The organism is Amycolatopsis vancoresmycina (genome assembly GCF_000716785.1).
GTDB lineage: Bacteria > Actinomycetota > Actinomycetes > Mycobacteriales > Pseudonocardiaceae > Amycolatopsis > Amycolatopsis vancoresmycina.
Map to the genome: position 1 here is coordinate 53,680 of NZ_JNYY01000009.1, position 13,885 is coordinate 67,564.

At 73.4% G+C, this 13,885-nt stretch carries 12 protein-coding genes; all 12 read left to right on the forward strand.

Going from position 1 to position 13,885, the window contains the following annotated elements; translation table 11 throughout:
• The first annotated feature begins 18 nt into the window (after positions 1 to 18).
• The 12 genes from OO60_RS22800 (at position 19) to OO60_RS22855 (ending at position 13,826) form a co-directional block, all read left to right on the forward strand.
• Positions 19 to 1,941 carry an FAD/NAD(P)-binding protein gene (locus tag OO60_RS22800; protein ID WP_003063963.1) on the forward strand — a complete coding sequence of 641 codons (1,923 nt, stop codon included), beginning with the start codon at positions 19 to 21 and terminating at the stop codon, positions 1,939 to 1,941.
• The gene (locus tag OO60_RS22805; protein ID WP_003063961.1) at positions 1,938 to 3,248 is read left to right on the forward strand and encodes a lyase family protein; all 1,311 of its coding nucleotides are present in this window, start codon (positions 1,938 to 1,940) and stop codon (positions 3,246 to 3,248) included. The genes OO60_RS22800 and OO60_RS22805 overlap by 4 nt, the downstream gene beginning before the upstream one ends.
• Positions 3,245 to 4,309 (forward strand): branched-chain amino acid aminotransferase, encoded by a 1,065-nt coding sequence (locus OO60_RS22810; protein ID WP_003063958.1) that lies wholly within the window; start codon positions 3,245 to 3,247, stop codon positions 4,307 to 4,309. Before OO60_RS22805 ends, OO60_RS22810 begins: the two co-directional genes overlap by 4 nt.
• An 11-nt stretch (positions 4,310 to 4,320) precedes the next feature.
• Entirely contained in the window at positions 4,321 to 4,917 is a 597-nt protein-coding gene (locus OO60_RS22815) for a mycothiol-dependent nitroreductase Rv2466c family protein (protein WP_244885562.1), read from the forward strand.
• 10 nt (positions 4,918 to 4,927) lie between these two features.
• Complete coding sequence (locus OO60_RS22820; protein WP_003063953.1) at positions 4,928 to 6,175, forward strand: ATP-grasp domain-containing protein; 1,248 nt, start codon at positions 4,928 to 4,930, stop codon at positions 6,173 to 6,175.
• A gap of 77 nt (positions 6,176 to 6,252) precedes the next feature.
• Positions 6,253 to 7,464 carry an ATP-grasp domain-containing protein gene (locus OO60_RS22825; RefSeq protein WP_003063948.1) on the forward strand — a complete coding sequence of 404 codons (1,212 nt, stop codon included), beginning with the start codon at positions 6,253 to 6,255 and terminating at the stop codon, positions 7,462 to 7,464.
• Positions 7,461 to 8,708 carry an MFS transporter gene (locus tag OO60_RS22830; protein ID WP_003063945.1) on the forward strand — a complete coding sequence of 416 codons (1,248 nt, stop codon included), beginning with the start codon at positions 7,461 to 7,463 and terminating at the stop codon, positions 8,706 to 8,708. Before OO60_RS22825 ends, OO60_RS22830 begins: the two co-directional genes overlap by 4 nt.
• 18 nt (positions 8,709 to 8,726) lie before the next feature.
• The gene (locus OO60_RS22835; protein ID WP_003063942.1) at positions 8,727 to 10,061 is read left to right on the forward strand and encodes a hypothetical protein; all 1,335 of its coding nucleotides are present in this window, start codon (positions 8,727 to 8,729) and stop codon (positions 10,059 to 10,061) included.
• A gap of 16 nt (positions 10,062 to 10,077) precedes the next feature.
• Complete coding sequence (locus OO60_RS22840; protein ID WP_003063937.1) at positions 10,078 to 10,752, forward strand: cyclase family protein; 675 nt, start codon at positions 10,078 to 10,080, stop codon at positions 10,750 to 10,752.
• Positions 10,745 to 11,911, forward strand: a complete 1,167-nt coding sequence (locus OO60_RS22845; protein WP_003063934.1) for a DUF362 domain-containing protein — start codon at positions 10,745 to 10,747, stop codon at positions 11,909 to 11,911. Before OO60_RS22840 ends, OO60_RS22845 begins: the two co-directional genes overlap by 8 nt.
• Positions 11,908 to 13,248, forward strand: a complete 1,341-nt coding sequence (locus OO60_RS22850) for an anthranilate synthase component I family protein (RefSeq protein ID WP_033262059.1) — start codon at positions 11,908 to 11,910, stop codon at positions 13,246 to 13,248. Before OO60_RS22845 ends, OO60_RS22850 begins: the two co-directional genes overlap by 4 nt.
• Positions 13,245 to 13,826 (forward strand): anthranilate synthase component II, encoded by a 582-nt coding sequence (locus OO60_RS22855; protein WP_003063832.1) that lies wholly within the window; start codon positions 13,245 to 13,247, stop codon positions 13,824 to 13,826. Before OO60_RS22850 ends, OO60_RS22855 begins: the two co-directional genes overlap by 4 nt.
• Positions 13,827 to 13,885 lie beyond the last annotated feature (59 nt).

The following is a 13,885-nucleotide window of genomic DNA, read 5'->3' on the forward strand; positions in this document are numbered from 1 at the left end:
CCAGGGAGTGGGGGTTCGGTGTCCGGTGAGACGTCGGAGATCGCCGTGGTCGGGCTCGGCCCGCGCGGGCTGTCGGTGGCGGAACGGCTGTGCGCCAGTGCCGCCGAGCTCGTGCCGCCGGGCCGCCGGCTCGTCGTCCACCTCGTCGACCCGCACCTGGCCGAGGGCGGCCGGGTGTGGCGGAGCACGCAGGACCGCCTGCTGCTGATGAACACCGTCGCCTGCCAGGTGACCATGTTCGTCGACGAGAGCGTCGGCTGCGCGGGCCCGGTCGTGCCCGGCCCGAGCCTGTACGAGTGGGCGCGGTCGATCGCCCTGCTCGGCACCCCGCACGTGCCGGAGGCCGTCCGCGCCGAAGCCGCCGCACTCGGCCCGGACGACTACCCGTCCCGGGCGTTCTTCGGCAGCTACCTGCGCTGGACGCGGCGGCGGCTCACCCGGATCGCGCCGCCGTCGCTGCGGTTCGCCGGACACCAGGCGCGGGCGGTCGACGTCCGGGACACCGGCGCCGGGCGGCAGGAGGTGGTGCTGGACGACGGCACGGTGCTCGGCGGCCTCGACGCCGTCGTGCTCGCCCTCGGCCACCTGCCGCACGAACCCGGCCCGGCCGAGGCCGAGCTGAGCCGGTACGCCGGCCGGCACGGCCTGCGGTACCAGGCCCCGGGCAACCCGGCCGACGCGCCACCGTGCGCGGCCGCCCCCGGCGAACCGGTGCTGCTGCGGGGGATGGGCCTGAACTTCTTCGACCACCTGGCCCTGCTGACCCTCGGCCGCGGCGGCGCGTTCACCCGGACACCGGCGGGCACGCTGACCTACGTGCCGTCCGGCCGGGAACCCCGGCTGGTCGCCGGATCCCGGCGGGGTGTCCCGTACCAGGCCCGGGCCCGCAACGAGAAGGGCGCCTTCGGCCGCCACGAGCCGCGCTACCTCACGCCCGCGGTGATCGAGCGGCTGCGGGGCGGCGGGGACTTCCGCCGGGACGTCTGGCCGCTGATCGACCAGGAGGTCCGCACGGTCTTCTACGCCGCCCAGGTGCGGGAACAGGGGTGCGCGTGCGACGCCGGCGAGTTCACCGAGGCGTTCGCGGCCGCGGGCCCGGCCGAGGTGGGCGGCGATCCGCTGCACGTCCGGGAGACCGAGGCCCAGCGGATCGTGCTGGCCAAGTTCGGCCTCGGCGTGAGCTGGGACTGGCGCACGATCGCGAACCCGTACCAGGACGGCGACCTCGCCTCGACGCCGGCGTTCCGCCGCCGCCTCCGGTCCCTTGTGGACACTGAATTGGCGGAGGCGGCGAAGGGTAACGTGAGCGGGCCGTTCAAGGCGGCGACGGACGTCCTGCGCGACCTGCGCAACGAGATCCGGCTGGTCGTCGACCACGGCGGGATCTCCGGCCGCTCCTACCGCGACGACCTGCAGCGCTGGTACATGCCGCTCAACGCGTTCCTGTCGATCGGGCCGCCCGCCGAGCGCGTCGAGCAGTTCGGCGCCCTCCTGGACGCGGGCGTGCTCGAGGTGCTCGGCCCGGACCTGCGGGTCGAGGGGACCGGTGGGCGGTTCGTGGCCTGGTCGGCGGCGTGCCCGGACGTCACCGTGCCCGCGTCCACGCTGATCGAGGCCCGGCTGCCGGAGACCGACCTGCGGCGCACGACCGACCCGCTGCTGCGGGCCCTGGTGGCCCGCGGGGAGGGCCGCCCGTACCGCAACGGGGAGTACGTCACCGGCGGCCTGGCGGTCACCCGGCGGCCGTACCACGTGCTGGACGCGCGGAACCGGCCCCACCCGCGGCGGTTCGCCTTCGGCGTGCCGACCGAGGCGGTGCACTGGGTGACCGCGGCCGGCATCCGGCCGGGCGTCGATTCGGTGATCCTCGGCGACGCGGACGCGATCGCCCGGTCCTGCCTGCGGGTGGCGGCGGACGTCGATTCGGGGCGGGCGGCATGACCGGCTTGCTGGCCCCGGCGTGGGCCGGGACGGGTGCCGATGCGCTCGTCGACGACCGCGCCCTGCTGACCGCGATGTTCGCCACCGAGGTCGCCCTCGCCGAAGCGCAGGCCGAGCTGGGCGTGATCCCCGAGTCGGCAGCGGCGGCGATCCGCGCGGCGGCGGTGCCGGAACCGGATCTGGCCGTGGGCGTGCGCGAGACGGCGAACCCGGTCGTGGCGTTCGTCGCCGCGCTCGCCGCCGCCGTCGGCCCGGACGCCGCCGAATACGTGCACCGGGGCAGCACCAGCCAGGACATCCTGGACACCGCCCTGATGCTGCTCTGCCGGGCCGCCTTCGACCGCATCGAGCGCGACCTGCTCGCCACGGCGGAGAGCCTGGCCGGGCACGTTCGCGCGCACCGGGGGACGCCGATGGCCGGGCGCACCCTCACCCAGCACGCCGTGCCGGTCACCTTCGGGCTCAAAGCGGCGACCTGGCTGCACGGCGTGCTCGACGCCGTCGAGCGGGTGCGCCGGGTCGAGCTGCCGGTGTCGCTCGGCGGCGCGGCCGGCACCCTGTCCGCGTACCAGGAGTACAGCTCCGCCGAGGCGGCGCTGCGGCTGCCCGATCTGGTCGCCCGGCGGCTGGGCCTGGCCCCGCAGGTGCTGCCCTGGCACGGCATCCGCACGCCGATCGCCGACGTCGCCGCCGCGCTGCTGGTCACCACCGGCGCGCTCGGCAAGCTCGCCGCCGACGTCCTCGTGCTGTCGCGCACCGAAATCGGCGAGGTGACCGAGGCGACGGCGCCGGGGCGCGGGGTGTCTTCGGCGATGCCGCAGAAGCACAACCCGGTGTTCGCCACGCTGGTGGCGACCGCGGCCCGGCAGCTGCCGCCGCTCGCCGTCGTGCTCTTCGGGTCGATGGCCGCCGAGGACGAGCGGTCCGCGGGCGCCTGGCACGCGGAATGGCAGCCGCTGCGGGACGCCCTGCGCATCGCGGCCGGTGCCGCGGCGAACGCGGCCTGCCTGGCGGCGTCGCTGCAGGTCTCACCGGCGGCGATGGCGGCGAACCTGCAGCTCACCCGCGGCGCGATCGTGTCGGAGCGGGTCAACGCCGTGCTCGCGCCGAAGCTGGGCAAAGCGGCCGCCAAGCGCTTGCTGGCCGAGGCCACCGCCGAAGCCGGCCGCACCGGGCGTGACCTGGCCGCGGTACTCGACCTGGACCTGCCTCCGGACGTGCTCGATCCGGCCGCCTACACCGGGCTGGCCGGCCCGCTGGCCGACCGCGCCCTGGCCCGCTACGACGTCGTGAAGGAGAGCCGATGACCGCGCCCGAGCACGCCGGGCCCCGGCCCGCCGAAGAACGGGAAGCGCTGCTGCGCATGCCCGGCTTCGGCTCGCTGTGGTCCGACCACATGGTCACCGCCCGGTGGACCGCCGGGGACGGCTGGCAGCCGGCCCGCACCGGGCCGCTGGCCGCGTTCTCCCTCCACCCGGCCACCATGGCGTTCCACTATGGACAGACGATATTCGAAGGATTGAAGGCGTTCTGGCGGCCGGATGGGCAGCGCGCGCTGTTCCGGCCCGGCGACCACGCCCGCCGGTTCGCCCGGTCGGCCCGCCGGATGGCCATGCCCGAACTGCCGGCGGACGCCTTCCTCGCCGCCGTGGCCGCGCTGACCCGCATCGACCGCGAGTGGGTGCCGCAGGCCCGTGGCCACAGCTTCTACCTGCGGCCGTTCATGATCGCCAGCGAGACGCACCTGTCCAACCGGCCCGCCGAGGAGTACCTGTTCGCCGTCATCGGCAGCCCCGCCCGGCCCGCCACCGCCGAACCGGCCCCGATCCGGCTCTGGGCGTCGCCCGAGTACGTCCGCGCCGCCGACGGCGGCACCGGCACCATCAAGTGCGGCGGCAACTACGGCGGGTCCTACCTCGCCCAGCGGGAGGCGGCCGAGCACGGCTGCCACCAGGTCGTCTGGCTCGACGCGCGGGAACGGCGGTACGTCGAGGAGGTCGGCGGCTCCAATCTGTTCTTCGTCGAGGGCGACCGGCTCGTCACCCCGCCGCTGAGCGGCACGCTGCTGGCCGGCGTCACCCGCGACTCGATCCTGCGGCTCGCCGGGCGGCTCGGGCTGGCCGTCGCCGAAGCACCCGTCACCCTCGAAGACTGGGAACGCGGCTGCCGGGACGGCCGGATCACCGAGACGTTCGCCTGCGGGACCGCCCGTGCCGTCGCGCCGGTCGGGCACGCCGTCACCCCGGATGGGGAGTGGGCCATCGGCGACGGCGGCACCGGCCCGGTCACCCGCCGCCTGCTGAACGCGCTGCTGGACATCCACTACGGCCACGCGCCCGACGACTTCGGCTGGCTGCACACCGTCTGAGAGGATCATCCGTGAAGGTCGACTTCTACTTCGATCCCGCCTGCCCGTTCGCCTGGATCACCTCGCGGTGGATCCTCGAGGTCGAACCGCGGCGGGACATCACCCTCCGGTTCCGCGTGATGAGCCTCGGTGTCCTGAACGAGGACCGGGAGCTCGAGCCGTGGTACCGCGAGTTCTGCGACCGCGCCTGGGGCCCGGTCCGGGTCTGCGTCGCCGCGGCGCAGCACCACGGCGAAGAGGTGCTGCGCGACCTCTACACCGCGCTCGGCACCCGGATCCACAAGGGACGGAACAAGGACTTCCCCGAGGTCGTCGCGCAGGCGCTGGCCGAGGTCGGGCTCCCGGCGTCGCTGGCCGAGGCGGCCGACAGCACGGACTACGACGAAGCCCTGCGCAAGAGCCACGCCGAAGCACTGGCCCCGGTCGGCGCGGACCTCGGCACCCCGGCGATCCACCTCGACGGCGTCGGATTCTTCGGCCCGGTGCTCAACGCGATCCCCCGCGGCGAGGAGGCGGCGCAGCTCTTCGACGGGGCCGCGGCCCTCGCGCGCAACCCGCACTTCTTCGAGCTGAAGCGCTCGCGCACGCCCGGCCTGAACTACGAATGAGGGAACGGCGATGAAACGCATCGGGTTCGTCGAGTCGAACCGGGCCGGCTCCGGGTTCGCCGCCCTGCGCGCGGCCCGCGCGCTCGGCCTGCACGTCACGTTCTTCAGCAGCGGGCTCGAGCGCTACCACGCGACACCGGGCGGCACCGAGGTCCTGGAAAGCTGCGTCGACGAGGTCGTGTCGTGTCCCACGCACGAACTGGAACCGCTGCTGGCGGCGGTCAAGGCCACCGACGCGCGGCAGCCGCTCGACGCCCTGCTGTCGGTGGCCGAGTACGAGGTGGTGCAGACCGCGGAGGCGGCCCGGCAGCTCGGCCTGCCCGGCCCGGACCCGGCCGCGGTCCGGATCGCCCGCAACAAGGCCGCCCAGCGGCGGCGGTGGGCCGAACTCGGGGTCCCGGTGCCCGAGTTCCGCGTCGTGACGTCGGTGGCCGCCGCGGTGCGGGCCGGGCACGACGTCGGGTGGCCGTGCGTGGTGAAGGCGGTCGACGAGACCAGCGGCGCCCACGTCGTCCGGTGCACGACGCCGGAGGAGGTGGTGGCCGCGTTCGCGGCCGTCCGGGCGGAGCCGGTCAACCGGCGCGGGCAGGCACGGGCGGCCGAGGTGCTGGTCGAGGAGTGCCTGGTCGGGTTCGAGGTCAGCGTGGAGGTGCTGGCCGAGGCGGGCCGCGTCCGCGTCCTCGGGGTGACCGACAAGATCGTCGGCGGCGGCCACCGGTTCGTCGAACTGGGGCACAGCTTCCCGACCGCGCTGCCGGACGACGTCCGCCGCGAACTGGAGGCGGCCGCGGTGGCCGCGACCACGGCGGTCGGCTTCGACCTCGGCCTCGCGCACGTCGAGGTCAAGTACACCGTGGCCGGGCCGAAGCTGGTCGAGCTCAACCCGCGCCCGGGCGGGGCCCGGATCACCGAGCTGATGGACCGCAGTTTCGGGCGGTCCACGATGGAGCTGCTGCTCCGCCAAGCTCTCGGCGAGCCGGTCCCGCACCTGCCGGCGCCGATCGGCGGCGCGGCGATCCGGTACCTGACGGCGGAGCCCGGGGTCGTGGTGGGCGTCAGCGGGCTGGACATCGCCGCCGCGGCGCCGGGCGTGTGCGAGGCGGTGGTGTCCGCCGGGCCGGGCGCGCGCGTCGAACCGTTGCGGGTCAACGAAGACCGGATCGGGCACGTCCTGGCGACGGCCGACGGCCCGTACCTGGCCGGCCGGCTCGCCGAGGCGGCGGCGCAGCAGATCGTGGTGACCACCCGCCGGGACTGACCGATGCGCGGCCGATGTCCCGCCGATGGCCGCGTCGGCGAGGCTGGGTGTACCGAAGTGCGGACAGGAGGATCGAGATGCCGAACCTGGTCATGGTGATGCCGTACCAGGCGTACCTGGAGAAGGCCCGCGCGGAGGGTTTCCGGGTGACGGCGCTGTGGGACGCCACCGAGGCCCGCCGGCTGTTCGGCGCCGGAGCGCCGGAGTACCTGCGGCAGGTCGAGGCGCTCGCCGACGGCTTCCGGCTGGTCGACTTCGCCGACCGGGCCGCCTACGCCGACGCGATCCGCGCGGCCGTGCGGGAAACCGGGGCCGCCCAGGTGTGGCACGTCGGCAGCGAGGAAAGCATGCTGCTCGCCTACGACGTCGCCGACGAACTCGGGAAGGCCGTCAACTCGCCGCGGTCGATCGCGCTGCTCAACGACAAGCTCGCGATGCGCACCCTCCTGCGTGACAAGGGCATTTCGGCGGTCCGGTTCGCCACCGCGGACCACTGGACCGGGGTCGCGGACCTGCTGGCCGGCTTCGAGCTGCCGGTCGTGGTCAAGCCGGCCGCGCTGTCCGCCAGCCGCGGCGTGCTCCTGCTCACCGACCCGGCGCAGCTGCCCGCGTGGGGCCGTGAACTCGGTGGCTACGACGGGCCCGTGCTGGTGGAGGAGTACCTGCGGGGCCCGGAGTTCAGCGTCGAGACGATGACCGTGCGCGGCGAGCACCACGTCGTCGGCGTCACCCGCAAGCTGCTCGGCCCGCTGCCGCACTTCGTGGAGCGGGGGCACCTCTTCGGCGAGCCGGAAACGCCCGGGACGCGGCAGGTGGCCGCGCTCGCGGTGGACCTGCTCGACGCCGCCGGGTACCAGTGCGGCCCGGCGCACACCGAGGTCGTCCTGACCGAGGACGGCCCGCGGATCGTCGAATCGCAGGCCCGGCTCGGCGGGGACAAGATCCCGGACCTGATCGCGCTCGCCCGCGGCTTCGACGTCAAGCGCGCGATGTTCGCCGCCCTCGCCGGGCGGACGTCCCTGCCTTCGCAGGACGGGTCCGTCGCACACATCGCCTACTTCTCCTTCCCAGCCGGAAAACTGGAGCGAGTGTCCGGTTTGGACGAAGCTCGTGCGCTGGCCTTCGTGCACGCCCTGCACTTCCCGTTCGCTCCCGGGGACGTGCTCCCGGAGACGGTGAGTTCCAAGACCCGGCACGGCTTCGTGATCCTCGCCGGCTCCGCGGACGCCGCCGAGGCCCAGGCCCGTGCCGACCGCGTCCGCGCCCTGCTCGAGGTGGAGGTCCGATGAGGCACTTCTTCGCACTGCACCGCAACGTCCGGCTGCGGATCGGCCTGGCGTTCGTCCACAAGCTGATCGACGCGATGATCCTCACCTTCATCGCGATCTACCTCGCCGCGCACGTCGGCGTCGCACTGGCCGGCGCGCTGATCCTGGTGTTCGCCGTGTTCGCGGTGTTCGGCATGCTGACCGGCGGGCACCTGTCCGAACGGTACGGGCGGCGGCCGGTGCTCATCACCGGCGACGTCGTCGGCACGACGTTCCTGGTGGTGATGGCGGTCGCCTACCACGCCGGCTGGGGCGCGCTCGCGGTCTACTTCAGCTACGCGGTCGTCAAGTTCGGGACGAACCTGGCCCTGCCCGCGAACGACGCCACGATCATCGACGTGACGCCGCCCGAGGACCGCAAGTTCGTCTACACGGTCAACTACTGGATGATCAACCTCGCGCTCGGCACCGGCGCCCTGCTCGGTGCGTTCCTGTACAGCGCGCACTTCGGCGCGGTGATCATCGGCGGTGCCGTCGCCATGGCCTTCGCCCTCACCGTCACCGTCACGCTCGTGGCGGAGACGAAACCGGAGACACCACGGCCGCCCGTCAAGCTGACCGGGCTCGCCCAGTTCGTCGAGGGCTACAAGGTGGTGCTGGCCGACTCGACGTTCCGGCGGCTGATCATCGCGGCCACCCTCATCCTCACCCTGGAAGGGCAGCTGAGCACGGCCATCGGGATCCGGCTGTCGACGCACTTCCCGGTCCAGCCGGTGTTCGGGTTCGGGGCCGTCGACGGCGTGCAGATGCTGGGCATCCTCAAGGCGGTCAACACGGCACTGGTCGTGGTGTTCGCACTGGTCGTCAACACGCTGCTGCGCCGGATGCCGGACCGCACCCGGCTCTACTCGGGCATCGCGCTGTACGCGGGCGGGTTCGCGGTCCTCGCCGTGACGAACGACGCGTGGCTCCTGCTGGCCGCCGTCGTCGTGCTGACCGTGGGCGAGCTGATGAACCTGCCGGTCCAGCAGGCGCTGCTGGCCGAGCTGGCCCCCGAAGAGGGCCGGCCGCGGTACCTGGCCGCCTACTACCTGCACATCCGGTTCGGCCAGGTCGTCAACTCGGTGCTGATCAGCCTCAGCGCGGTGCTGGCCGCGCAGGGCATGGCCGCGATCTACCTGCTCTTCGGGGTCGTGGTGATCCTGCAGTACCGGGTGATCCTGGCCCGCCGTCCGGCGACGGCCGAGGCGTCCGTCTCCGTCTGAACCCCCTGGGAGGGAACCATGTCGGCACGTGCCGAACGGGTCACCGAGGCCTACCTGGCCGGCTGCGCGGCGCCGGACGGCCCGCTGCGCCACGCGCGCGAGCACCTGGAACTGTCGGAGGCCCAGCGCCGGTCGTGGCCGCGCCTGCTGCCCCGGCCGATCATGGTCGACGAGGCCGAGTACCGGGCGTTCGGCCGGGACCTCGTCACCGTCTTCGACCTCGTCACCAGCCTGCCGCGGCGCGTCTTCGGCGGCGACTTCGCCCGCTTCCGGACCGCGCTGGGCATCGACGACCGGCACGCCGGCTTCATGGCCCGCCTGCTCGGCGAGGGCCCGCCGCCGCTGTACGGCCGGGCCGACGTCTACTACGACGGTTCGGCGTTCAAGCTGCTGGAGTACAACATCGGCAGCGCGCTCGGCGGGCTGGACATGGTGGGCGCGCTGCCCAAGGCGTACCTGCGGGTACCGGCGGTCGCCGAGTTCGCCGAAGCGCACGGCCTCGGCTACCTCGACATGGGCTCCGACCTCGCCGCGGCGCTGCGCAACGCGGGCAAGACGATCGGCGCGGGCGAACCGGTGGTCGCCGTCCTGGAGAGCCCGGGCGGGCTGGCCACCTACGGCCGCCAGCGCCGCTCGGCCGCGGAACTGCTGCGGGACAACGGGCTCGAGTGCCGCGCGGGGGAAATCAGCGACCTGGAGTTCCGTGGCGGCAAGCCGTACCTGGACGGCCTCGGCGTCGACGTGATCCTGCGGTACTACGGGCTCGAGGAGATGCTCGGTCACCCGGACTGCGACGCGCTCCTGGAGCCGGTCTTCCGCGCGCACGAAGAAGGCAAGGTCGTCGTCTGGACGCCGAGCAACGTGTACGGCAACAAGGGCACGCTGGCGATGCTCTCGGAACACGTCGCAGAGTTCACAGTGGACGAACGCGCGGCGGTCGGCCGCGTGCTGCCGTGGTGCCGGATGCTCGGCCGCCCCGGCGCCGGGCCGGACGCCGGCCGCATCGAGGAGTGCATGGCGCGGCAGGACCGGCTGGTGTTCAAGCCGACCGGGCTGTACGGCGGCCAGGGCGTCGTCATCGGCCGCGAGGTCGACGCCAAGACCTGGCGCGAGACCCTCGACGCGGGTTCGCGGACCGGCTCGCTGGTGCAGGAGATCGTGCGCCCGAACCTGGAGACGGTGATCGACCCGGACACCGGCGCCCGCAGCGAGTGGTACGCGCTCTGGGCCGCGTTCATGACGCCGTCCGGCCTCTCCGGCGGCGGGATCCGCGCCATCCCGCCCGGCGGCACGACGGTGATCACCATGAGCAACAACGCGAGCGTCCGCAACACCTGCCTCTTCACCTGCTGACCAAGGAGATCTCCCGGTGGCCCGACTCGTCGACCTGACCCACGGCTTCTACGACGGAATGCCGTCCTACCCCGCCGACTGGTTCCCGAAGTTCGTCAGCGAGCGCTCGATGACGCCGGAGACCGACCCGTACGGCACCAAGCGCACGTTCTCCTACCTGCATGTCTTCCCGCACAACGGGACCCACATGGAGTACCGGCTGCACTTCTACCCCGGCGCCGAAGGCATCGACGAGGTCCCCCTCGACACGCTGATCGGCCGCGCCTGCGTCGCCGACCTGTCGGACAAGGGCGAGCTGGAGCCGGTCACCGGCGAGGACCTGGAGCGGACGCTGCGGCCGGTGTGGCAGCGGGGCGACCGGCTGCTCGTGCGCACCGACTACCTGCGGCACAACTGGGGCCGGCCCGACTACTGGGACCGGCCGCCGTACCTGACGCCGTCGGCCGCCGAGTGGGCCATCGAGAACGGCGCGAGCCTGTTCGGCCTCGACTGCCTCACCGAACGGCCGGGCGACGCCGAGTCGCCGGTGCACCACGCGCTCCTGGCCGCCGGGATCCCGCTGCTGGAGTACGTGACGAACATGCACGAGCTGACCAGACCCGTCGTGCAGCTGTTCGCGCTGCCGACCAAGGTCGCCGGGGCCGAGGCGGCCCCCGCCCGCGTCATCGCCCTGGAGGAAACGGATGACTGAGCAGGTCGCCTTGACGGCCGCCGGCGGCGACGCCGGGGTGCCGGACGGCCTGGACCGGCTGCTCGACCTGCTCGGCGCGCCGCTGTCCGGGCTGCGGGACGGCGACGAGGTGCTGATCAAGCCGAACCTGTTCCAGACGGCACCGGGGTTCCACGTGCGCCCGGCGCTGCTGGCGGCGATCGCGAAGGTGGTCGCCGCGCACGGGGCCCGGCCGGTGATCGCCGAACGCACGCACGTCATCTACGAGCTCCTGAACGACCACGAAGCCGCGAAGTACGCCCGGATCGCCAGCTTCGACGACCTGCCGCTGCGGATCACCGGCATCCCGGGCGCGACGTCACTGCGGGTGCCGATCGCCGTGCCCGAGCTCATCCTCGACTGTGACTTCTTCATCGGCGTCCCGCAGCTGCGCACGCACGCCAGCGTCGTCTATTCCAACGCGATGAAGAACCTGGTCGGGCTGCTGCCGGGGTACACGACCCGGATCGTGCACATGGCGGGGGTCGACGAGTCCACAGTGGACCTGAACCTGATGCGGCCGCAAGACCTGGTGGTGTGCGACGGGACCACGGTGATCGAAGGCAACTACCCGATGGACGGCCAGGCCCGCGAGGCCGGTTTCCTCGCCGCGAGCCGCAACGCCGTCGCGCTCGACGTCGCCGTCGGCACCCTGGCCGGGTTCGACCCGGACAGCGTCGCGTACCTGCGTGACGCGCACGCCCGGGGCATGGGACCGCTGGCGCTGGAGGACATCGAGCTGCTCGGCACGCCCCTGGCCGAGCTGGCGTTCGACATGGTCAAGGCGCCGGTCGAGATCGTCGTGCCGCGCGAGGGGATCCACGTGTACGCCGAACACGCGTGCCCGGCGTGCAGCCGGTTCGTGGCCGGTGCGATGAAGGCGCTGGCCGGCGAGCTGTGCGCGTGGGACGGGGAAATGACGGTCGTCTCCGGGCCGCAGGTGTCGCTGCCGCCGTTGCGCGGGGAAGTGGTGCTGGTCGGCAACTGTCTCTACGAAAGTCGTGACCTGGGGATCTTCGTCGAGGGCTGCCCGCCGCGGGCGATCCAGCTCGCCGCGTTCCGGTACGCCATGGGCAAGCCGGTCGGCGACCACGAGCGGACGCAGTTCCGGGTGCCGCCGAGCCGGGCCGCGGCCCGATGATCACGTCCGCGCTCGCCACGGGGGACCGGCTGTACCGGCACGTCGTCCCCCTGGCCACGGCGGCCGACCCGGTGGCGGCGGCCGCCGCCCTGCGCGCCGCCGGGCGGGTCATGCTCACCGCCGGGACCGGTGGCGCCGGCCCGGTCCTCGCCGCCGGTGAGCTGGCCGTCCTTTCGCACCCCGGCGGTGGCTCGCCGCTGACCGCCGCCGTGGAGCTCCTGCGGAGCCTGGACCTGCCGCCGGAGACCACCGCCGCCGAAGCCGCCTGGTTCGGGTTCCTCGGCTACGACGCCGCCCGCGACTTCGAGCGGCTGCCGAGCCGCCACCCGGCGACCGGCCGTCCGGTGTACGAGTTCTTCCTGCCCGAGGTGCTGGTCCGGTTCGCCGAGGGGCAGGTGATCGGCCGCGGTACGACCGCCGCGGCCGCCCGCACCGCGGCCGAGCAGGTCGCCCGGACGCTGAACGGCCTCTCGATCGCGCGGCTCGGGACGGTCGCCGTGGGCACCGGCCGGTTCGGGTTCGCCTACGACGAGTACGTCGACGCCGTCCGCCGCGCCCAGCAGCACATCCTCGACGGCGACGTCTTCCAGCTCGTGCTCTCGAACGCCTGGAAAGCACCGGCCACTGTGGACGGACTGTGCGTCTACCAGCGACTGACGACGATCAACCCGTCGCCGTACCACTTCTGGTTCGCCGGCCCGCACTTCGAGGCCGTCGGCGCGTCTCCCGAGCCGTGCCTGACGTTGTCGGACGGCAAGGCGCTGATCCGGCCGCTCGCCGGCACCCGGCCGCGGGGCCGCGACGAAGCGGCCGACCGGCTGGCCGAGGCGGACCTGCGCGCGTCGGTGAAGGAGCTGGCCGAGCACCGGATGCTCGTCGACCTGGCCCGCAACGACCTCGGGCGGGTGTGCCGGCCGGGCAGCGTCTCGGTGGGGCGGCTGCTGGCCGTCGAGCGGTACTCGCACGTCATGCACCTGACGTCCGACGTGTGGGGCGAGCCCGCACCGGACCGGGGCACCGACGAGCTGATCCGGGCCACGTTCCCGGCCGGGACGATGACCGGGACGCCGAAGGTGCGCGCGATGGAGCTCATCGACGCGCTCGAGCCCGCGCGGCGCTGGCTGTACTCGGGCGCGGTCGGCTCGTTCGGGGTGTCCCACGTGGACCTGTACCTGACGATCCGCAGCGTGGTGTGGTGCGACGGCGAGATCCGCCTGCAGGCGGGCGGCGGCATCGTGCACGACTCCGACCCGGCGGAGGAGTACGCGGAATGCCTGGCGAAGCTCGGCTCGGGCGCGCGGGCGCTCGGGGTGACGGTGGAAGGGACGGCCGCGTGATCTGCGTGCTCGACAACTACGACTCGTTCGTCTACAACCTGGTGCAGTACCTGGGCGACCTCGGCGCGGCCTGCCGGGTGTTCCGCAACGACGAGGTGTCCGTGGCCGAGGTCGCCGCGCTCGCCCCGGAGCTGCTGGTGATCTCGCCGGGCCCGGGCGACCCGGCGGACGCGGGCATCTCGGTCGACCTGGTCCGCGCGCTCGCGGGGCGCGTCCCGATGCTCGGGGTGTGCCTGGGCCACCAGGCGATCGCGACGGCGTTCGGCGCCCGGGTGGTGCACGCGGCGGAACCGATGCACGGCAAGTGCTCGTCGGTGGCCCACGACGCCCACGGCGTGTTCGCCGGCATCCGCAACCCGGTGACGGTGGCCCGCTACCACTCACTGGTGGTCGACCCGGCGTCGCTGCCGGCCGAGCTGGTGGTGACGGCGTGGTCGGACACGGGCGAGATCATGGGCCTCCGCCATCGCGCGCACCCGATCGAGGGCGTGCAGTTCCACCCGGAGTCCCTGTTCACCGAGGACGGCGTGGCGATGGTGGCGAACGCGATGCGCTCCCGGACGCTGGTGCGGAGCTAGCCGAGCTCGGCGGAAGCTTCGTGCTGGGCCCGACCTGCCTCACTACCATCGCTCGTCGT